Origin of the sequence: Streptomyces sp. NPDC051320, from assembly GCF_040682175.1 — a bacterium.
In the GTDB taxonomy this organism is placed as follows: Bacteria; Actinomycetota; Actinomycetes; order Streptomycetales; family Streptomycetaceae; genus Streptomyces.
Genome location: NZ_JBFBAL010000005.1, coordinates 454888 through 474288, shown reverse-complemented (window position 1 = coordinate 474288; position 19401 = coordinate 454888). Strand labels below are relative to the sequence as shown.

General features: G+C 69.7%; 14 protein-coding genes and 2 pseudogenes. 10 read left to right on the top strand and 6 right to left on the bottom strand.

Features of this window, described 5'->3' with window-relative positions:
- Nucleotides 1-167: 167 nt before the first annotated feature.
- Nucleotides 168-781 (top strand): annotated as a pseudogene (locus AB0M87_RS14800) (transposase); the annotation flags it as partial.
- A 55-nt stretch (nt 782-836) separates the two neighbouring features.
- Here AB0M87_RS14800 and AB0M87_RS14795 read toward each other — a convergent pair.
- The 4 genes from AB0M87_RS14795 to AB0M87_RS14780 all read right to left on the bottom strand — a co-directional run bounded on the left by AB0M87_RS14795 (nt 837) and on the right by AB0M87_RS14780 (nt 7427).
- Nucleotides 837-3032: an FUSC family protein gene (locus tag AB0M87_RS14795; protein ID WP_365852647.1), complete on the bottom strand. Its 2196-nt coding sequence runs from the start codon at nt 3030-3032 to the stop codon at nt 837-839.
- Between the two features lie 466 nt (nt 3033-3498).
- Entirely contained in the window at nt 3499-3927 is a 429-nt protein-coding gene (locus AB0M87_RS14790; RefSeq protein ID WP_365852645.1) for a DUF2267 domain-containing protein, read from the bottom strand.
- Between the two features lie 104 nt (nt 3928-4031).
- Nucleotides 4032-5972: an MFS transporter gene (locus AB0M87_RS14785; protein ID WP_365852643.1), complete on the bottom strand. Its 1941-nt coding sequence runs from the start codon at nt 5970-5972 to the stop codon at nt 4032-4034.
- A gap of 738 nt (nt 5973-6710) precedes the next feature.
- Complete coding sequence (locus tag AB0M87_RS14780; protein WP_365852641.1) at nt 6711-7427, bottom strand: hypothetical protein; 717 nt, start codon at nt 7425-7427, stop codon at nt 6711-6713.
- Between the two features lie 364 nt (nt 7428-7791).
- Between AB0M87_RS14780 and AB0M87_RS14775 the strand changes: the two genes are divergently transcribed.
- Nucleotides 7792-8961, top strand: coding sequence for an acetate/propionate family kinase (locus tag AB0M87_RS14775; RefSeq protein WP_365852639.1), 1170 nt, complete (start codon nt 7792-7794; stop codon nt 8959-8961).
- 31 nt (nt 8962-8992) lie between these two features.
- Here the strand turns inward: AB0M87_RS14775 and AB0M87_RS14770 are convergent, their stop codons facing one another.
- A complete protein-coding gene (locus tag AB0M87_RS14770; RefSeq protein ID WP_365852637.1) occupies nt 8993-9139 on the bottom strand; it encodes a hypothetical protein in 147 nt (48 codons plus the stop codon).
- Nucleotides 9140-9544: 405 nt separating this feature from the next.
- Between AB0M87_RS14770 and AB0M87_RS14765 the strand changes: the two are divergent.
- Nucleotides 9545-9646 (top strand): annotated as a pseudogene (locus AB0M87_RS14765) (cysteine hydrolase); the annotation flags it as partial.
- Nucleotides 9647-9971: 325 nt separating this feature from the next.
- Here AB0M87_RS14765 and AB0M87_RS14760 read toward each other — a convergent pair.
- Nucleotides 9972-11816 (bottom strand): helix-turn-helix domain-containing protein, encoded by a 1845-nt coding sequence (locus AB0M87_RS14760; RefSeq protein ID WP_365852635.1) that lies wholly within the window; start codon nt 11814-11816, stop codon nt 9972-9974.
- A gap of 246 nt (nt 11817-12062) precedes the next feature.
- Between AB0M87_RS14760 and dnaK the strand changes: the two genes are divergently transcribed.
- The 7 genes from dnaK to AB0M87_RS14725 are packed head-to-tail and all read left to right on the top strand — an operon-like array spanning nt 12063 to nt 19316.
- A complete protein-coding gene (gene dnaK, locus AB0M87_RS14755; protein ID WP_365852633.1) occupies nt 12063-13964 on the top strand; it encodes a molecular chaperone DnaK in 1902 nt (633 codons plus the stop codon).
- Nucleotides 13965-13973: 9 nt separating this feature from the next.
- A complete protein-coding gene (locus AB0M87_RS14750; RefSeq protein ID WP_365852631.1) occupies nt 13974-14552 on the top strand; it encodes a nucleotide exchange factor GrpE in 579 nt (192 codons plus the stop codon).
- 7 nt (nt 14553-14559) lie between these two features.
- A complete protein-coding gene (locus AB0M87_RS14745) occupies nt 14560-15531 on the top strand; it encodes a DnaJ C-terminal domain-containing protein (RefSeq protein ID WP_365852629.1) in 972 nt (323 codons plus the stop codon).
- Nucleotides 15528-15917: a chaperone modulator CbpM gene (locus AB0M87_RS14740; RefSeq protein ID WP_365852627.1), complete on the top strand. Its 390-nt coding sequence runs from the start codon at nt 15528-15530 to the stop codon at nt 15915-15917. Before AB0M87_RS14745 ends, AB0M87_RS14740 begins: the two co-directional genes overlap by 4 nt.
- Complete coding sequence (gene clpB, locus AB0M87_RS14735) at nt 15908-18532, top strand: ATP-dependent chaperone ClpB (protein WP_365852625.1); 2625 nt, start codon at nt 15908-15910, stop codon at nt 18530-18532. The genes AB0M87_RS14740 and clpB overlap by 10 nt, the downstream gene beginning before the upstream one ends.
- Nucleotides 18532-19056 carry a thioredoxin gene (gene trxA / locus AB0M87_RS14730; protein WP_365852623.1) on the top strand — a complete coding sequence of 175 codons (525 nt, stop codon included), beginning with the start codon at nt 18532-18534 and terminating at the stop codon, nt 19054-19056. Before clpB ends, trxA begins: the two co-directional genes overlap by 1 nt.
- Nucleotides 19053-19316 (top strand): UBP-type zinc finger domain-containing protein, encoded by a 264-nt coding sequence (locus AB0M87_RS14725; RefSeq protein WP_365852621.1) that lies wholly within the window; start codon nt 19053-19055, stop codon nt 19314-19316. The genes trxA and AB0M87_RS14725 overlap by 4 nt, the downstream gene beginning before the upstream one ends.
- The last annotated feature ends 85 nt before the right edge of the window (nt 19317-19401 follow it).

Genomic DNA, 19401 nt, shown 5'->3' with positions numbered 1-19401 from the left:
CAGACGGCTCGACGGATTCGACCTCAGTCACGTTGTCACTGGTCATCGATGCATCTTCCATGATCGGGAGTTACACCGAACGTTTTACAGTCCCCTGCCGAACCGTGCCGGTTGGCCGTAGGTCTGTACCGTGACTGGTGTACCTCCCGTACTGGAAGCGACAGTTGATGACTGACGTGATGAGTGGCATCGAGGCCGGGGAGGTCGCCGTGGACGCACCGGATGTTGTGGATGACGGGCTGGTTGCCGAGCTGGTGGCCCGAGCCGAGGCCGGCGGGGTGAAGCTGACCGGTGAGGGCGGTCTGCTGGCGGAGCTGACGCGCAGGGTGCGTGAGTCGGCGCTGGAGGGCGAGCTGACCGATCACCTGGGGCATGAGCTCGGTGAACGGACCGAGGGTGGCCGCGATAACTACCGCAACGGCCACCGGTCCAAGACGGTGACGACCGAGGTCGGGCCGGTGGAGATCACGGTGCCGCGGGACCGGGCGGGTACGTTCGAGCCGCAGCTGGTCAAGAAGCGCCAGCGGCGTTTGGGCGGGGTCGATGAGATGGTGTTGTCGCTGTCCGCGAAGGGTCTTACCCACGGCGAGATCTCCGCCCACCTGGCCGAGGTCTATGGGACAGAGGTGTCCAAGAGCACCATCTCCACGATTACCGACAGCGTGATGGCCGGCATGGCCGAATGGCAGAACCGTCCTCTGGACAGCGCGTGTACCCGGTCGTCTTCATCGACTGCGTGAACGTGAAGGTCAGGGACGGCCAGGTCGCCAACCGGCCGCTCACACCACAACCAACCCAAGATCCAACGCCCCGCCACAGTGGTCGGCCGGCCCCGCTCAGCTGACCTCCCGCGGCGGCCGAGCGGAGACGCCATCCTGCTCCCCCTGCGCTTCCTCTTCTTCCCTGTTCGCTCGTGCCTGCCGATCCTGCCGGACCGACGCCACCTCCCGCTCCAGCGGCGACGTGTCGATGGCGGTCGTCAGCTCCTTCAGGGCCCGCAGCAAGAGCTCCGCCCCGCGCCGCACCACCGGAGCCGGGCTGTCTTCGGCGCTGTCCCAGGCGGCGAGCGCCTCCTCGACCCGGTCCCAGGACGGGGTCCGCCGCTGGCGTACCTCCCGCGCCGCCTGCGCGGTGTCCGCCCTCACGGCCTCGGCGAACCGCTCGGCGTCGGGGACAGGCCGCGCCCCCCGCTCCGGCAGATGGGCCTCCAGCAGCATCGCCGCCCGTCCCAGCGACTTGAGCGCTTCCCGGGCGTCCTCCGCAGCACTTCGGCTCAGTCCACGGTGCTTGACGGGCTCACGCTTGGCCCGGTCGAAAGCCTCGTCCCACGCCGCCTCCGCCGCACGGCTGGCGAGCAGAGACCGCCGTACTTCCGCACGGTGCCGGTCGGCCGGATCCGCGTACGCAGCGACCACCGCCGCCGCGTACCGCCCGCTCGCGACGAGCCAGTCCGCGAGCCGGTCCAGCAGCCGCGGGGTCTCCCAGGCTGGAAAGACCATGTAGGCCAGCATCGCGAGCGCACCGCCGAGCAGCGTGAGCAGCACCCGGTCCCGCACGGTCTGGTGCCACTCCTCGCCCGCCATCCCGAGCAGAAAGACGACATACGCCGCAACAAAAGACTGCGAGACCGCGTACCCGGTATGCATCAGAAGGTACAGCAGCGCGGCCGAGCACACGGCGAGCCCGCCGGACAGCTCCGGGCCCGGGCCCACCAACTGCACCACCCCGGTGGCCAGTCCGACACCGACCAGAGTGCCGGCGAACCGGGCCACAGCACGGGCGTAGGTCTGATGGAAGTCGGGCCGCAGCACCATGACGGAGGTGATCGGCACCCAGTAGCCGTGCCCCAGGGGGAGTGCCGTGCCGACCAGATAGCCAAGGGAGGCCACCACCGCCAGGCGTACGGCGTGCCGGAGGACCGGCGATTCCCGCACGAGTTCGCGGCGCATCGCGCGCAGGACGACGGGCACCATCCGGAGCATGGTCGGACGCAGCAGGGTCGAAGCACCCGGCTTCCCGGGGGCAGGAGCGTGCCCCGCGTGGGTGTCACCGCTCTCCGCGGTCTCCATGACCTCGCCGAGCAGGTCGACCAGCCAGGCCGCGGCCACCCGCGCAGGCCCCTTCAGCACCTCGTCCCCTCCTCCGCCCCGCAGCGCCTCCAGGTCCAGGGCGGGCACCTGGGCCGGGGCACCGCGGCGGATCGAACGGGCGGCGGCGTCCAGGACCTCGGCGGTCGCGGCCAGCAGTTCCCACACCCGGTCGCGTTCCGGTCCCTCCGCCGGAGCGCCGACCCGGGGATCGGCGAGCGAGGCCAGGACCGGTCGGATGCGCTCGGCCAGGCCGCGGGGGCCGTGCAGGGCGGCGGGCCGCCTGCGCGCCTGCAACGGCGTGACCGCAGCAGCGTCTCGAGCCGTCATCATCGGTTCCGGGTTGAAGGGGGCCATCGGATCGTGCCGCAGCCGCCGGGCGTAGTCCGCCACGGCGGCGAGGGCATCAGCGAGCGCGTCCCGGTGCGCTCCCCATCGGCGGATCGGAAAGAGCAGGATGAGCGTCGCCTGCACGACACCGCCGAAGGCGATGACCGCGGCGTGCTCCAGGGCCTGGCCGATGCTGGTGGGCAGGGTGACGGTCACCAGCATGATGCCGACGGTGGTGCTCGCGACGATCCCGGCGGTCGGGCTCGCGGCCCAGGCCATCCCGGCGAAAAATGCCCACACGGCGAGCAGCAGGAGGAACGCTACGAGGTGTGCCGCCGCGAGATAGCCCAGAAAGGTGCTTAGCGCCAGACCGGCGCCCGTGGCCAGCGCGAGCACCTTGCGCGGGCGCCAGCTGCGCTGGAACGTGGCGGCACCGGCCGAGAATGCGCCGAACGCGGCGGAGACGGCGGAGGCCGGGGAGGAGAGCCACAGCGAGAGTCCGATCACGACCGCGAGACCGGCCGCCACGCGCAGCGCGACCAGGGGTTCGAGCCGCGTCCGCTCGATCGTCAGCCCGGAACGCACGACCTCCACCAGCGCCCGCAGCCACGTCACAGCGCTGAGCTTAGGCCGAGGCCAGGGCCGTCCGAGTCAGCCGCACCGAGGTGACAGGCGTGAGGAGGGCCTGTTATCTCGGAGGAACGCCATGCGAAGCATGGGCCACGTAGGGACGCCGGGTGCGGGCCTCTGTCCCGACCATTTCCGGCCCATGGCCAAGCGGCCGTAAGTAGCCCTACTTGGGCGGTTCCATACGGCCGCCTGGGAAGGTGGATGGACGGAAGAACCGCGGCATTGGGAGATGTCGGTGGGTTGCCCCGCGAATGTAGGCGGGACCGGGCAGTAAGCGCACGGAGGGGGCTGGTCGGTGGTCGCCCTCGCAGCCGCGCGCGCCGCATCAGTTCGGACCCCACGGGGTGGGTACTGCTACGAACACCACCACTGCAACTACCTGGCCTTCCTCGGTCTCACTACCGACCTCCGCTGCTACGAACGCCTACTCACTCACCGCACAGGACACCTTTTAAGGCAGGATGGCGGCCAGTGAAGCGGGCAAATTCGCCTTCAGGTCATCCCACTCCCCGCCGCTGACGTGCTGCTGCAGCGCCTTGAGGACGGTGCGTGCCAGCTGCTCGGTGTCACCTTCGACCGCGTAGGGGAATTCCTCCCGGACGCGTGTGAAGAATTCCTCCTTGCTCATCTTCAACGGTGTTGCAGAGGGCTTCCATCCCTCGTAGTAGATGCCCCGCAGCAACGTCGGCAGTTGAGCGGCGAATTGCGCGCCCTCCTCGACTGTCAAGCGGTCCCGCAGCGGGTGCAGCACCGCTCGCAGCGCGGTGTAGGACTGCTTCCGGCGGTCCTTGGGCCACCCGTAGGCGTGCTCGATCTCCTTGAGGACGTGATTCGCCTTGTCCACCATGGTGTCGAACGAAGAGAAACCTGTGTCAACCATCTTGTGATCCTTCCATTGCCTTGGGCGTGCCAGGCTCGTGGGCTCGGGGCAGGGTGAGAAAGCGCCGGGGCCGTCACTCTCTCCGCTCTCCTCGGTCGTCGCCGTTATCCGTCGCCGCCGTCGCGGCGGCCGTCTTCGGACGTTTCTCCACCCCCGCCCGGGCCAGAGGACTGGCCTGCCCGGACGTAAACGCCGTCGGGGCGGCCCTCGGCGCGGGACTCCCTGACCGCTTCTCGCAGTGCCTTCCGGAAGCGGCCGGGACCCCACGACTTCCCCTCCACTGCCTTCTCGAGTTCCTCGCGCTCAGTTGGGCCGCGCTTTTCAAGGATCTTGACCACCTTCTCGATCTCTTCGTCGAGGGCCCGCTCGGCCGCGGCGGAGGACCGGCTGGTCTTGCCCATGGAACCGACCAGGCCCGGTGAGTAGAACGAACCGCCCGGTCCAGGCCGGTACTTCCGTCCCCCTGTCTCTTCGCGCTCGCGCCTGCGGGCCCTCCGGCCGGCGATCCGCTCGTCGCGGTGGCGGGCCTCTCTGCGGTCCTCCTCCGGTCGGGCACGGTCACGCTCGGCCTGCGGGGAGGGCTTGTTTCGCCATTCCGCCTCCGCTTCTTCCGCGGTCAGCGGCGTAGCGATGTTCTCGAGGGACTGTCGCTCGGCTCGGACGCCGAAGAACACTTCGACGAGTCCACCCAGGGCCATGGCGGCTGCTCCGACGATGAAACCGAGGGCCACCAGATTCTTGTTTCCGCTTTGGATGAACTGGCCGAACAGCGCTGGCCCCGTGATCCCACCGACGGCTGTACCAATGGCGAAGAACAAGGAGATGGACAGCGCCCGGGTCTCCATGGGAAACACCTCGCTGACCGTCAGGTAGGCCGAACTGGCCCCTGCCGAAGCCACGAAGAAGGTCACCGAGACCAACAGGAAGAACCACCATGCCGTCAGCGAATTATTCATCAGCAAGATCGCGAGTGCGGCGGCGACGCCCGCTGAGCCCAAATATGTGCCGGCGATCATCGGCTTCCGACCAACCGTGTCGAACAAGCGGCCAAGGAGAAGTGGTCCTAGGAAGTTGGCGCCGGCGAAGATGGCCATGAAGTACGGGACGGATCCAGAGGAGACGCCGAAAAAACCGCTGAGGATCGTGCCCAGGTCGAACACGATCGCGTTGTACAGGAATGCCTGGCCGATAAAGAGCGCGAGTCCGAGTATTGCACGGCGTGGGTACCGCTGCACTGCCGTTCGGGCGATCTCCACAAAGGGAATAACTTGTCGCTGACGGATAGTGATGGCCTCGCCCGGCTCAGGCAATTTCCTTCCGGTCTCCCGCCGTACCTCGGCCTCGATGTGGTCGACGATGCGCTCGGCTTCCTCCTCGCGGCCATGGATGAAAAGCCATCGAGGGCTCTCCGGGACATTGCGGCGCACCACCATGATGCCCAGCCCGAGAATGCCGCCGAGGCCGAAGGCCAGGCGCCAGCCGAGGTCCACCGCGAAGGCGCCGCTGAGGAGTCCCACCGCAGCCAGGCTGCCGATCGCGGAGCCGACCCAGTAGCTGCCATTGATGGCCAGATCCACCTGACCACGGTTGCGAGACGGAATTAGCTCATCAATGGCAGAATTGATGGCCGCATACTCTCCACCGATACCCATGCCGGTGATGAATCTGGCAAGGAAGAAGTACCAGGTTAATTGCGAGAACGCGGTCGCCACAGTTGCGATGATGTAGATCCCCAACGTGATCATAAATAGTTTCTTGCGCCCGAAGCGGTCCGTGAGTCGGCCGAAGACGAGCGCACCGAAACAGGCCCCGGCCACGTAGATCGCGGCCGCGATTCCGATGTCGGCGCTCGTGAGGGAGATGCCGCTGCCCTTTTCGGTCATGCGCGAGGCAACGGCCCCGACGATGGTCACCTCAAGGCCATCGAGGATCCAGACCGAACCGAGGCCGATCACGATCCGCCAGTGGAATCGTGACCACGGCAGCCGGTCGAGCCGGGCCGGGACGTGGGTAGCGACGGTTTTCATACCTGTCGTAGTGGTCATGATATTCCTTTAGGTCGGATTGAGCTAAGCGCTTCGGGGCTGACGGCACGTCACGCCTCACATAGAGTGGCTCCCATGCTGACCTGCCGTCTTCTCGGACATCGCTTTCGCTTCTCCAGCGAAGACGAAACAATTGCCTGGCAATGCGACCGCGATTGCGGAGTAGCGGGCACCAAGCGGTATCCGACAGCCGGAGACGCCCAGCGCTATGCGCGAGCGCTCGACCAAGACCGACAGGACCTGGGCCGTAGCGCTCCTCTCGGGCTGTTTCCATTGCGAATGCTGCGCGCTTTGCGCCTGCGCAAGCAGAGGTCCGCTTCAGGACCGGCCACAGGGCGCCGACACACTGACACGTAGAGCGCGGCATCCCGGTGGGGGTGACCGCCCCGAGGCGGCGATCCCGGGAAAGGCCGGTCACGTTCTGTCTCCTCACCGCAAGTCCAATCGGACACTTCCGTGAGTCTGGCTTCCGTGAGGAACGCTGGTCCGGGTGTGGCCATAGCGGCAAAGCGAGGTGACCATCTCGAACCGTTGCAAAACATTAGATCAACAGATGAGTTGTATGTCCGCGTCAGGGAGGCGAACGGGTGTATTCGTCTCGCCGGACGGCGCTCTCTCGACCCGGCAATCCCCAAGCCGCACGGACCTTCCGTCTTCCAGGGGCCTGGTTTTCGGGTGAACACGCTCGCGACGGGGGACCCGGTTGAAACCGCCCCGTAATCCTCGGCGGGTCATCCGTCAGTGGAGAACGCTCACCGCCCGGGCGATGACGAGGAGTGAGGTCAGCAGGGCGGCGATGCTCTGGACGCTCATCATGACTTTGGCGCGGGTCGACAGCGGCATGGTGTCGGTCGGGCTGAAGGCGGTCGAGTTCGTGACGGACACGTACAGGTAGTCGACCACGGTGGGCATCCAGTCCGAGACGACACTGGATCCGTCCGCGACTTCCTGGACCGCGTCGTCGTTCTCGTCCTGGGAGAAGCGGAAGTCCGCCAGCGGCAGTTCGCCGCGCGGCAGTTGGGTACGGATGACGGGGCCGCCCCGGTCCAGTTCCCAGTAGGCCAGGCCGAAGACGACGATGTTGGTGGCCCAGACCTGCAATGCGGCTACCAGCAGCGAACGCCCGTCCTTCACCCCCGCGTACACCAGCTCGTGGATCAGCACACCCAGGGCGAACAGGTTGCTCGCGGCGATCACCAGGACGAGCGTCAGCGACAGGACACGGAAGACCGGGGTCTGGCGGGTCAGGCGCTTGGGATTGACCGCGATCAGCGGCACGAGCAACAGCACTTCGAGCGCCGGCAGCAGATAGCGCGGCGCGATCAGCAAGCGCTGCGGCAGGGCCAGATACAGCACGATCGCGGCGAGCGTCGCGAGGACACCGGGCAACCGGGCCTCCCCACGGCGCTCGTGTCGGGGATGCCCGGTCCGGGCCTTGACGAGCCTGCGCGTCATGTCCTGCGCGCTCCTCTTCGTCGCCCCCGGTCTGCTGCTGACGGCCCACCACCGAGATCTAACCACCGACGGCGCGTCGGCCCACGGACCACGATCCGGTTCCTCCGCCGAGTCGTGCCTGTCCACCCGCAGGCGATCGACGCGCCGCGTCCGCCCGGGGCCAATGGGTGACATATTCGTACTGTCATTCAACGACACCCGGGCCCGAGCAGAGCCGTCGGGCCGGCGGAAAGCACCCGTTCGCCACGTTGATGCGGACATGCGTCACATCTATTGATCCAATGTTCTCAGGCAGAGGCGAGGTGGCATGAGCGCGATGAGAAGCCCCGTTCGCGGACGGCCCGCCTGAGCAGGAGGGAGCACGATGCCCGACCGCAGCCGTAGCCCGGGGCCCGTGCTGGTCGCCGACGCAGGTTCGTCGAGCTTGCACCTCACGGCCTTCGCGGACGACGGGACGGTCCTCGCGTCACGCGACAGTGCGTCCGCGCCCGGAAGCGACGTGGCCGACCAGCTACGGGAGCTGCTGAAGGACGCGCCGACGCCGGTCGCGGTGGGGCACCGCATCGTGCACGGTGGTCCGCAGTTGCGGGCGCACACGCTGGTGGACGGGTCGGTCCGCGACCGGCTCCGATTCGCAGCCGAGCTGGCACCGCTGCACGTGCCACCGGCCCTCGCTGTCCTAGACGCCGCGCGCGACCTGCTGCCCGACCTGCCGCACGCCGCGTGCTTCGACACGGTCTTCCACGCCGGCCTTTCCGCCGCCGCCCGTGAGTACGCGGTGCCCGCGAGGTGGCGCCGAGAGTACGGCATCCAGCGCTACGGCTTCCACGGGCTGTCCTACGCCTGGGCACTCGCCCGCTCGTCCGGCCTACTCACCGCCCGCCCGGAAGACCTGCAGATCGTCATCGCGCACCTCGGCGGCGGCTGCTCGGCGTGCGCCGTCCGCAACGGGCACAGCGTCGATACCACCATGGGCCTGACCCCGCTGGAGGGTCTGGTGATGAGCCGCCGGAGCGGCAGCCTCGACCCCGGTGCCCTGATCTGGCTGCAGACCCGGCACGGATTCACCCCGCGGGAACTGGACGACGCGCTGAACCACCATTCGGGGTTGCTGGCGCTGTCCGGCACCTCGGGCGATACCCGCGACCTCGTACGGGACCGCGCGGCTGGCGACGAGAACGCCGCCCTGGCACTGGACGTCTTCACCCACCGCTGCCGATGCGGCATCGCCGCGATGGCTGCCTCCCTGGACCGACTGGACGCCCTGGTCTTCACCGGCGAGATCGGCGAGGACCAGCCCGAAATACGGGAGGCAGTCTGCGCCGGGCTGACGACCCTCGGACTAGCCGGCGATCTGCTCGTCCCCGCGGGCGGCTCCGAGGCCCCGGCCGAGTTGCTCAGCGGTCCCGGCGCCGAAACGCCCGTCGTCCTGGTCCCCACCGGCGAGGCCCGCCAAGTCGCCCTGGAGACCAGGCGATTGTTGAGCGACGGTTGGCTTTCCCCCGGGCGGACGCCGGGAGGTAACAGCCCATGAGTGCCGGTGAGTTCGAGGGGCGGGTCAGGTGTCATCCCTGACACAGTGAACTGGTGCCCGATTGTGCCGCCGGCGTACGCAGGTCCAGCAGGGCATTCAGGCCCGAACAGCCGAAGAACTCGATGCCCCGCAGGTCGAGGTGCAGCCCGCTGGGTGGGAGCCGCAGGCTGTCGGTCAAGACGTGTCGGGGTACTGCGGGCGCAGACGAGGTCGACATCGCCGCTCACGGTCGCGTGGGTACGGTCGGTGGTCTCGGCGTCACACTCGGCGCCTTCGCCCCCCACGGTGGTCTGGCTCTCCGGCTGGAGGATGGCGACCGTTCTCCCATTCGGCCGCCGCGGCAGGGCCCCGGCTCTCGGGGCGCGGAACCGCCGCCGGTACCGAGCAGCGGCATCGTTTCGGCCGACGCGTGTTGCCAGCAGCGACCGGTGGCCGAGCACGCGCCCCGTACTCGCTGCCGGACCGCGACCCCGTCCCTGGCCAGCTCGTCCGCGACGGTCTCCGCGATGTCGGCGGGCTCCTGGTACGGCGGGTGAGCGAACTCTAGCCAGCCGCGCAGCTCTTCCTCGCTCCCATGACGACCGCGCTGAGGGGCCCGCACGCGGACCTGGTCGAGCCGATGCTCCCCGAGGGGAGTCGCTTTTTCGTGGTGAAGGCCCGGCCTTCGATCTTCTTCCAGACACCCGCGCCAGGGTCAGCTCGCCGGATACGGGCCGGTCCGCAGCATACCGGCCAGGTGGGCAGCGTTGGCGGCCAGCGTCTTGTGGTGGACGCGAGGGTGTCCGGCGCCTGGTCGGGAAGTCCGTGCCTGCGACCGCACCCGCCGCCGCGGCGGAACCACCGAGCTGCCCGACGGCACCGGACCGAGCCCGTCCATCGTCGGGGCCATCGCCCGCGCCCACGGGGGCCGCGCCACCGCCCGGCCCGCCCGGAAGGCGGCCTGACCGTGACGCTGTGGCTGCCCGCCAGGACCGACCGCACGCAGTGACCGACACGGGCTCGCCTGCGACTCAACGGGGTGCGTCGAGCACATTGCGGATGCGGGTGGCGACGTGCAGATTGAGGCGGGTCTCGACGTCGCTGAGGTCATGTCCGGTGATCTCGCGGATGCGCTGGAGGCGGTAGCGGACGGTGCTGCGGTGGATGAAGAGTGTCTCGGAGGTCGCGTCGTAGCTGCCGCCGCTCTCCAGATAGCGCGAGAGTGTCGTCACCAGCTCGGTGTGGTGCCGGGCGTCGTAGTGCAGCAGCCGGCCCAGCCATTCGCGGACGAAGCAGTCGGCTTCCCGCTCGCCGTCGCCGGTGCCCATCATGCGGCACAAACCCAGTTCCTCGAAGCCGGTGCTGCCGTACGGGGCCTGGGACCGGCGGCGGACGGTGAGGGCGCGGACGGCCTCGTCGTAGGAATGCGGCAGATCGGTGAAGACGTCGCAGTGGCCGCCGACCCCGATCGCGCCGGTCCCGGTGCCGAGTTCGTCCGAGACGGCCCGGTGCAGCTCGCCTCCCGGATCGCGCCGGTCCTCACCGGCCACCAGGACGACGGTGGTCTCGCCACGAGAGCCGACGAGCACGTCCCAGCGCAGCCGCCCGGCCGCCCGCGCCACCGCGTCGCCGAGCGCGGCCCTCTCGGCCGTCCCGGGCCACTCCAGTACGGCAACCTTGTGCTGCCGGCGCAGGTCGTGGCCCAGGGCTGCTGCCTGGGTGAAGACGTCGTCGGTCGCCTCACCTGAGATCAGCCGGTCGACCAGGTCGCGCCTCAGTTGGGGCTCCAGTTCGGCCAGCCTGCGCTCGTGGGAGAGCTGGGGAGCCAGCACCAGAGCGGCCTGTTCGAGCGCCGAGGTGTCCGTTTCCGCCGCCCGCCGGTCAGGATCGACCAGCGCGGCCACGCCGAGCAGATCCCCGGCCATCTCGATGGGGACGACCAGCCGGTCCCGGTCCCGGACGGCGCCGGGCCGGCGCCGCGCGCTGTGCATCAGGGCATCCCGGCGCCGGCTCTCCGGCCCCGGGCGCGTTCCGCCGGTGGGTCCTGGTTCGTCCCGGCCTGGACCCACCCAGGCCCGCGGGTTGCCAAAGCGGTCCTCAGTGAGGGCCGCGAATCCCGTGTGGTCGTACAGGGCCTGCAGGATTCCCGCCTCGCCCCTCCCGGAGACGGCGGCGCGGGAAAGCGCGTCGTGGACGGCGAGCCGCGCGGCCAGGGCAGAGACTGTTGCGCCGAGGCCAGCGGTGGGTGAGCCGCCCTCGGTCTCCGACAGGTCCCCGATCCCCGCCAACCTCTCCGACCCGGCGCGGGCCGACTCTCCCCTGCGCGCGGTGAGGCGCGCGAGGGCGATCCCGGTCTGCTGCGCGAGCAGATCGGTCAGGGCGGTCTCCTCAGCCGAGGGCGTGGTCTGAGACCGGACGACGAGATAGCCGAGGCAGTGGTCCCGATACCGCAGCGCGATGGCCCGTACCCACAGCCCGCCCGACTCGTGCAGGTGCCGGCTGCGGCCGTCCAGAGCGTCAATCTGCCGGTCGAGCCGGTCGGCGGCCACCACTTCGGCGGCGGCTGCTTCAGCCGGGACTTTGCCGGTGGGGTCCACCGCCGGATCCCGCGCCGCCGCGCTCCCCGGCCGGGCGACGGCGGAGGCAACCACCGAGCGCGGTGGGCAGCGCCACGCCAGGCCGTGGTGCACGGCATACGCCGCTTCGGCGGTGAAAGGGCCGGTGGCGGCGATCAGCGCCAGGGCCCCCCACAGCACCTCACGCTCGTCGTCGCCGTCGAGCATGACCGCCACCAGCCGTAGCAGTGCCTGTCCCGCGGCCCCCGTCTCCGGGATGGCAGGGGGAGGTCCGGCGGTCGAAAAGGGAACAGCGTCCATCGCAGGTCCATTCGCGGCTCGACATCGGCTTCCCCCCTTCCACGCTACGCCGCTCGGCACGGGTCTCCCCTGCGACCGTGGCGCGTCCCCGTCCTGGCGGACCGGAACGGCGGCGCGGATTGGTCCTGCCGGGGCGGGGAAGCGCGCCGCGTACCGCGGGAGGCTGCGAAAAGGTGCGGTGTGCCCCGGCTCCGTACGCCCGGCAGCCCGCCGGCAAGGTCCCGCGTCGCGACGGAGGAGATTCCCATGGCGAAGGCAGTAGGCATCGACCTCGGTACCACCAACTCAGTCATTGCGGTCTGGGAGGGCGGTGAGCCCTCCGTCGTCCCGAACGCCGAGGGGAACAGGACCACCCCGTCGGTCGTCGCCTTCTCCGAGAGCGGTGATCGGCTGGTCGGGCAGCTCGCGCGCCGGCAGTCGATCCTCAACCCCAAAGGCACCATCACCTCGGCCAAACGGTTCATCGGCCGTCGCTACGACGAGGTCTCCGACGAGTCCAAGGCGGTTTCCTTCGATGTGGTCGAGGGACCGGGCGGGGTGGCCCGCTTCGAGGTGAACGGCAAGCAGTACGCGCCGGAGGAGATCAGCGCGCAGGTGCTGCGGAAGTTGGCCGACGACGCCGGGAAGGCGCTCGGCGAGCGGGTCACGGAGGCGGTCATCACCGTACCCGCGTACTTCAACGACGCACAGCGCCAGGCCACCAAGGACGCCGGGAAGATCGCCGGCCTCGACGTCCTGCGGATCATCAACGAGCCGACCGCCGCCGCGCTGGCCTACGGACTGGACAAAAAGGGCCACGAGACCGTCATGGTCTTCGATCTCGGCGGCGGCACCTTCGACATCAGCATCCTGGACGTCGGCGACGGCGTGGTGGAGGTCCGCGCAACCGCGGGCGACTCGCACCTGGGCGGCGACGACTTCGACCGCCGGGTGGTGGACCATCTGGCCGACGGCTTCCAGAAGGCCGAGGGCATCGACCTGCGCAAGGACCCGCAGGCGTTGCAGCGCCTGTTCGAGGCGGCCGAGAAGGCGAAGACGGAACTGAGCTCGGTCACCCAGACCCAGGTGAGCCTGCCCTTCATCACGGCGGACGCCTCCGGGCCGAAGCACCTCACCGAGACGCTCCGCCGCTCCGCCTTCGAGCAGATCACCGCCGACCTGGTGGAGCGCTGCCTCGATCCGGTCAAGCAGGCGATGAGCGACGCCAAGATCACCGACAACGACATCGACCAGGTCATCCTCGTCGGCGGCTCGACCCGTATCCCCGCCGTGCAGACGCTGGTACGGCGGCTGACCGGCGGCAAGGACCCGAACATGAGCGTCAACCCGGACGAGGTCGTGGCGCTGGGCGCCGCCACCCAGGCCGGCGTGCTCAAGGGCGAGGTCAAGGACGTCCTGCTGCTGGACGTCATCCCGCTGTCGCTGGGCGTGGAGACCGCGGGCGGCGTAATGACAAAGATCATCGAGCGGAACACGACCATCCCGGCCCGCCGCTCGGAGACCTTCTCCACCGCCGAGGACAACCAGCCGGCCGTGGACATCGTGGTGCTCCAGGGCGAACGCGAGCTGGCCGCCGACAACCGGGTGCTCGGCCGCTTCCGGCTGGAGAACCTCAGGCCGGCCCGCCGCGGCGAGACCCAGATCGAGGTCACCTTCGACATCGACGCCAACGGCATCCTCAAGGTCAGCGCCGAGGACAAAGACACCGGCGCCGAGCAGGGCATCACCATCAGTGAAGGCTCCAACCTCGACCCGTCCGAGGTCGAGCGGATGATCCAGGAAGCCGAGGCCAACCGCAGCTCCGACCTGGCCCTGCGCGAGGCCATCGACGCCCGCAACGAGATGGACGCCGCCGCCTACCAGGTCGAGCGCCGGCTGCACGAGTTGGAGGACGCCGCACCGGAGCACGAGCGGGCCCGCGCCCAGATGCTCATCGAGGAGGCGCGTGCCGCCGACAAGCAGGACGCGCCGCTGGACCGGGTCCGCGGTCTCACCTCCGAACTCCAACAGATCTACGCGGCGCTGGCCTCCCACGCCGCCGGAGCCGGACAGCCGGGCGGCCAGCCCGGCGCCGAGCCCGGCCAGGGTCCCGGGGGCGGATCTCAAGGTGGCGACGACGTCATCGATGCCGACTTCGACAAGAGCTAGGGCGCCGACATGTCGGATCAGGAACAGGCCCGCTCCCCCGAAGGCCGGCCCCCGCTCGAGCCCGCCCAGCCGGCGGCGCCCGGACCCGAGGCCCACGAGGCCGGGGAAGGGGCACGGACGCCCGAAAAGACGCGCCAAGAGTCGCCCGACGAGCAGGCCGCCCGTATCGCGGAACTAGAGGACAAGTGGCGGCGTGCCCTCGCCGACCTCGACAACCTCCGCAAGCGGTACGCCCGCGAACTCCCCCGAGAGCTGGAAGCCGAGCGGGCCAGGGTGGCCTCCGCATGGCTCCCCGTCGTCGACAACCTCGACCTGGCCCTGGAGCACGCAGACTCGGACTCCGGAGCGATCGTCAGCGGTGTCAAGGCGGTACGCGACCAGGCCGTCGAGGTGCTGCGAAGCTTCGGTTACCCACGCTACGAGGAGACCGGCGTCCCCTTCCACCCCGAGCAGCACGAGGTGGTGTCCGTGGCCGATGACCCGGACACCGCTCCGGGCACCGTCGTCCAGGTGCTGCGGCCCGGCTACGGCGAACCCGGCCGCCAACTGCGGCCGGCCGCAGTAGCGGTCAGCCGCAAGCAGGAGTGAGGCCGCCATGGCAGACGACTACTACGAGGTGCTGGGCGTCCCCCGCACCGCCGACGCCGCCGAGGTCCAGCAGGCGTTCCGTACCCTGGCCCGCCGTTACCACCCGGACGTCAACCGTGATCCGGCCGCCGAAGAGCGCTTCAAGCAGATCAACGAGGCGTACAGCGTGTTGTCCGACCCCGACACCCGGTCCCGCTACGACCGCTTCGGCCCGGACTTCCGGCAGATTCCGGAGGACTACGACGAGCGGGTCGCGGCCGGCCAGGGCTTCGGCGGTGGAGCCGGCGCGTACCGCGGCAGCCCCTTCGGAGGCACCCGAGGCGCCGACCGGGCAGGCGGCGCCCGGACCTGGACGAAGACAGACTTCGACACCTCCGGCGTGGACTTCGAGGACCTCTTCGGAGGCATGTTCGGCGGCCGGGCCGGCCGGGGCAGCCCGATCCCCGGCGCGGACCAGGAGGCCGAACTCACGCTCAGCCTGGAGGAGGCGTACCGCGGCGGCAAGCGGAAGATCACCCTGGGCGGCCCCGGCGGGGAGCGCGGCTACGACGTCACCATCCCGGCCGGGGTGGTCGACGGGCAGCGCATCAGGCTCGCGGGGGAGGGCGGCCGGGGCCGGGGCCCGGGTTCCTCCGGGGACCTCTACCTCGTGGTCCGGATCGCCCCCCACCCCCACTACCGGCTCGTCGGGCGCGACATCCACGTCGATCTGCCCGTCACCGCCTGGGAGGCCGCCCTCGGCGCGACGGTGCCGGTCTCCGGACCGGGCGGGACGGTCAAGGTGCACGTGCCGCCCGGTACATCCACCGGCCGCCGGTTGCGGCTGCGCGGCGAGGGGATGCCTCATCCCAATGATTCCCCCGGTGACCTCTACGCCGAGATCAAGGTGATGGTTCCGCCCTCGCCCGGCCCGCGCGAACGCGAGCTGTTCGAGGAACTGGCCGCCGTCTCCTCTTTCGACCCGAGGAAGCAGACATGAGAGCCGATCACCGTAACCCCGCCGAAGGCGCCGGACAGGCCGGCGCCGGGGCCGGGGCCGCCTACCCCCTGGTACGGGTCTACCGGACCAGCCCCTACCAGCTCACCATGGCCGACGTGGCCGCCCACAGCGGACTGCCCCCTGACCTGGTACGCCGCTTCGTGGCACTCGGGCTGGTGGACACCGAGCGTGACGCCCGCGGCCGGCTATGGTTCCGGGCCGGCGCGCCGGCGGCCATCGCCCGGGTGCAGCGGCTGCGGGCCGGACTGTGCCTCAATTACGCGGCCGTCGGCGTCGTCCTGGACCTGCTCGACCGTATCGATCGCCTGGAGACCGCGCTGCGGCTCAGCGAACGAGCCGCCAAGGAGCCCACGACATGGACATGAACCGCCTCACCCAGAAGTCCCAGGAAGCGCTGCAGGCAGCGCAGAGCGTCGCTGTACGGATGGGCCAGACCGAGGTCGACGGGGAGCACCTGCTGCTGGCCCTGCTCGATCAGCAGGACGGCCTGACCACCCGTCTGCTGGCCGACGCCGGCGCCGACCCGGCCGCCCTTCGGGACGCCGTCGAGGCCGATCTCGCCAAGCGCCCGCGCACGACCGGTCCAGGCGCCGCCCCGGGCCAGGTCATGGTGACCCAGCGGCTGGCCCGGCTGCTCGACACCGCGGAGCAGGAGGCCAAGCGGCTCAAGGACGAGTACGTCTCCACCGAGCACTTGGTGCTGGCCCTGGTGGACGAGGGTTCGGCCACCGCGGCCGGCCAGCGGCTCGGCGAACAGGGCGTCAGTAAGGACTCCTTCCTCGCCGCCCTCACCACGGTGCGCGGGAATCAGCGGGTCACCTCCGCCAATCCTGAGGAAGCGTACGAGGCCCTGGAGAAGTACGGGCGCGACCTCGTCGTCGAGGCCCGCACCGGCCGCCTCGACCCGGTGATCGGCCGGGACGCTGAGATCCGCCGGGTGATCCAGATCCTCAGCCGGAAGACTAAGAACAACCCCGTGCTGATCGGTGAACCCGGGGTCGGCAAGACCGCCATCGTCGAGGGCCTCGCGCAGCGGATCGTGCGCGGTGACGTGCCCGAAGGGCTGCGGGACAAGACGGTGTTCTCGCTCGACATGAGCTCGCTGGTGGCCGGAGCCAAATACCGCGGCGAGTTCGAGGAGCGGCTGAAGGCCGTACTGGCCGAGGTCAAGAGCGCCGAGGGCCGGATCCTGGTCTTCGTGGACGAGTTGCACACCGTCGTCGGGGCCGGCGCCACCGAAGGTGCCATGGACGCGGGCAACATGCTCAAGCCGATGCTGGCCCGCGGCGAGCTGCACATGATCGGCGCCACCACGCTGGACGAGTACCGCAAGCACATCGAGTCCGATGCTGCCTTGGAGCGCCGCTTCCAGACCGTGCTGGTGGACGAGCCGACCGTCGAGGACGCGATCTCCATCCTTCGCGGCATCCGCGAGCGGCTGGAGATCTTCCACGGCGTCAAGATCCAGGACAACGCCCTGGTCGCCGCGGCCACCCTCAGCCACCGGTACATCAGCGACCGCTTCCTCCCGGACAAGGCCATCGACCTTGTCGACGAGGCCTGCGCGCGGCTGCGGACCGAGATCGACTCGATGCCCGCGGAACTCGACGAACTTTCCCGCCGGGCCACCCGGCTGGAGATCGAGGAGGCCGCGCTGGACCAGGAGACCGACCCCGCCAGCCGGGCCCGACTGGAGGATCTGCGCCGTGAACTGGCAGACCTGCGCGGCGAAGTGGACGCCAAACACGCCCAGTGGGAGGCCGAGCGCCAGGCCATCCGCAAGGTCCAGGAACTGCGCCAGGAACTGGACGCCGCCCGGCAGGATGCCGAGCAGGCCGAACGCGCCTACGATCTCAACCGGGCCGCCCAGCTCCGCTACGGAACCATCGCCGAACTGGAGCGCCGCCTGGCCGCCGAGGAGGACCAGCTCGCCAACAAGCAGGGCGAGAGCCGGCTGCTGCGCGAGGTGGTTACCGCCGAGGAGATCGCTGAGATCGTCTCCGCGTGGACCGGCATCCCCGTCACCCGTCTCCAGGAGGGCGAGCGGCAGAAGCTGCTCAAACTGGACGAGATCCTGCGCGAGCGGGTGGTCGGGCAGGACGAGGCCGTCCAACTCGTCGCCGACGCGGTGATCCGGGCCCGCTCCGGAGTGCGCGACCCGCGCCGACCGATCGGCTCCTTCATCTTCCTCGGCCCCACAGGCGTCGGGAAGACCGAGCTGGCCAAGACGCTGGCCGCCGCGCTGTTCGACAGCGAGACCAACATGATCCGCCTCGACATGAGCGAGTACCAGGAGCGGCACACCGTCAGCCGGCTGGTCGGCGCGCCCCCCGGATATGTCGGCTACGAGGAGGGCGGCCAGCTCACCGAGGCGGTGCGCCGCAAGCCGTACTCGGTCGTCCTGTTCGACGAGATCGAAAAGGCTCACGCCGACGTCTTCAACACGCTGCTCCAGGTGCTGGACGACGGCCGGATCACCGACGCCCAGGGCCGTACCGTCGACTTCCGCAACACCGTCGTCATCATGACCTCGAACCTGGGCTCCCAGTACCTGCTCCAGGACGCCACCCAGGCCGGCGAGATCAAGCCCGAGGCGCGGGCGCTGGTGATGACCGAGCTCAACGGCCATTTCCGTCCCGAGTTCCTCAACCGCGTCGACGACATCGTCCTCTTCCACCCGCTCGGCATCGCGCAGATCGAGCGAATCGTCGATCTGCTCCTCGAAGAGCTGCGCGACCGCCTCTCCGAGCAGCGCATCACCCTCGTCCTCACCGAGCCGGCCCGCCGACTGATCGCGGGCGAGGGCTATGACCCGGTCTACGGGGCCAGGCCGCTGCGCCGCTTCATCTCGCACGAGGTCGAGACCAGGATCGGCCGCGCGCTGCTCAGCGGTGAGGCACGCGAAGGCGTGACCATCCTGGTCGACGCCGGAGGCGGCGAACTGACTGTCACCCTCCAGGACGAGCCGCAGGAGCCGTGATGAGTACTTCCCCACAAGGCCACGGCGGCCGTGACGGCAGTACCGACGGCGCCGAGACCTCGGTGCGGACGGTTGCCTGCGTCAACTGTGGCCGGACCAACCGCGTACCCGCCGCGGCGGAAGGCAGCCCGCGCTGCGGAAACTGCCGGAGCCCGCTGCCGTGGATCGCCGAAGCGGGCGACGCCGACTTCAGGGAGGTCGCCGAGCAGGCGGACCTGCCCGTGCTCGTCGACCTCTGGGCCACCTGGTGTGGACCCTGCCGCATGGTGAGCCCCGCCCTCGAACAGGTCGCCGAGGACCTGGCTGGCCGGATCAAGCTCGTGAAGGTCGACATCGACAAGTCGCCCGCCCTGGCACGGCGGTTCCAGGTCCAAGCCGTTCCCACCCTGCTGATCCTCGACCGCGGCAGGCCCGTCGCCCGCCAGACCGGCGCCGCACCCGCGAACGCGCTGCGCAAGTGGGTGGACGAGTCACTGTCGGCGTCCCACGGACCAGCCGATCCCGCCTCCGCGAGGCCGCGATGACCAGTCTTCCCGACCCGCACCTGTCCCAGGTCCGGCCCGTCACGCCCAGGACGCCGCAGGGCTGCGAGGACTGCCTGCGCGAGGGGACTCCGTGGGTGCACCTGCGCCTGTGCCTGACCTGCGGTCACGTCGCCTGCTGCGACTCCTCGCCGATGCGGCACGCCCGTGCTCATGCGGCGAGCGACGGGCACCCGATTGTGCGGTCGTTCGAGCCCGGCGAGGACTGGCGGTGGTGTTTCGTGCACGAGGCGATGGTCTGAGCCCGGCGGGCTCGCCAGGCGCATCTTCCAGCGCTGTTGCTTCTGCATTTGCTTCCGCCGCTGTTTCTGCCGAAGGGAGTGAACC

What these genes read in the sequence shown, in the direction of transcription:
- AB0M87_RS14745 (WP_365852629.1), top strand. Translation starts at nt 14,560, where the DNA reads ATGGCAGACGACTACTACGAGGTGCTGGGCGTCCCCCGCACCGCCGAC.
- trxA (WP_365852623.1), top strand. Translation starts at nt 18,532, where the DNA reads ATGAGTACTTCCCCACAAGGCCACGGCGGCCGTGACGGCAGTACCGAC.
- AB0M87_RS14725 (WP_365852621.1), top strand. Translation starts at nt 19,053, where the DNA reads ATGACCAGTCTTCCCGACCCGCACCTGTCCCAGGTCCGGCCCGTCACG.
- AB0M87_RS14775 (WP_365852639.1), top strand. Translation starts at nt 7,792, where the DNA reads ATGCCCGACCGCAGCCGTAGCCCGGGGCCCGTGCTGGTCGCCGACGCA.
- AB0M87_RS14740 (WP_365852627.1), top strand. Translation starts at nt 15,528, where the DNA reads ATGAGAGCCGATCACCGTAACCCCGCCGAAGGCGCCGGACAGGCCGGC.
- dnaK (WP_365852633.1), top strand. Translation starts at nt 12,063, where the DNA reads ATGGCGAAGGCAGTAGGCATCGACCTCGGTACCACCAACTCAGTCATT.
- AB0M87_RS14750 (WP_365852631.1), top strand. Translation starts at nt 13,974, where the DNA reads ATGTCGGATCAGGAACAGGCCCGCTCCCCCGAAGGCCGGCCCCCGCTC.
- AB0M87_RS14780 (WP_365852641.1), bottom strand. Translation starts at nt 7,427, where the DNA reads ATGACGCGCAGGCTCGTCAAGGCCCGGACCGGGCATCCCCGACACGAG.
- AB0M87_RS14760 (WP_365852635.1), bottom strand. Translation starts at nt 11,816, where the DNA reads ATGGACGCTGTTCCCTTTTCGACCGCCGGACCTCCCCCTGCCATCCCG.
- AB0M87_RS14785 (WP_365852643.1), bottom strand. Translation starts at nt 5,972, where the DNA reads ATGACCACTACGACAGGTATGAAAACCGTCGCTACCCACGTCCCGGCC.
- clpB (WP_365852625.1), top strand. Translation starts at nt 15,908, where the DNA reads ATGGACATGAACCGCCTCACCCAGAAGTCCCAGGAAGCGCTGCAGGCA.
- AB0M87_RS14790 (WP_365852645.1), bottom strand. Translation starts at nt 3,927, where the DNA reads ATGGTTGACACAGGTTTCTCTTCGTTCGACACCATGGTGGACAAGGCG.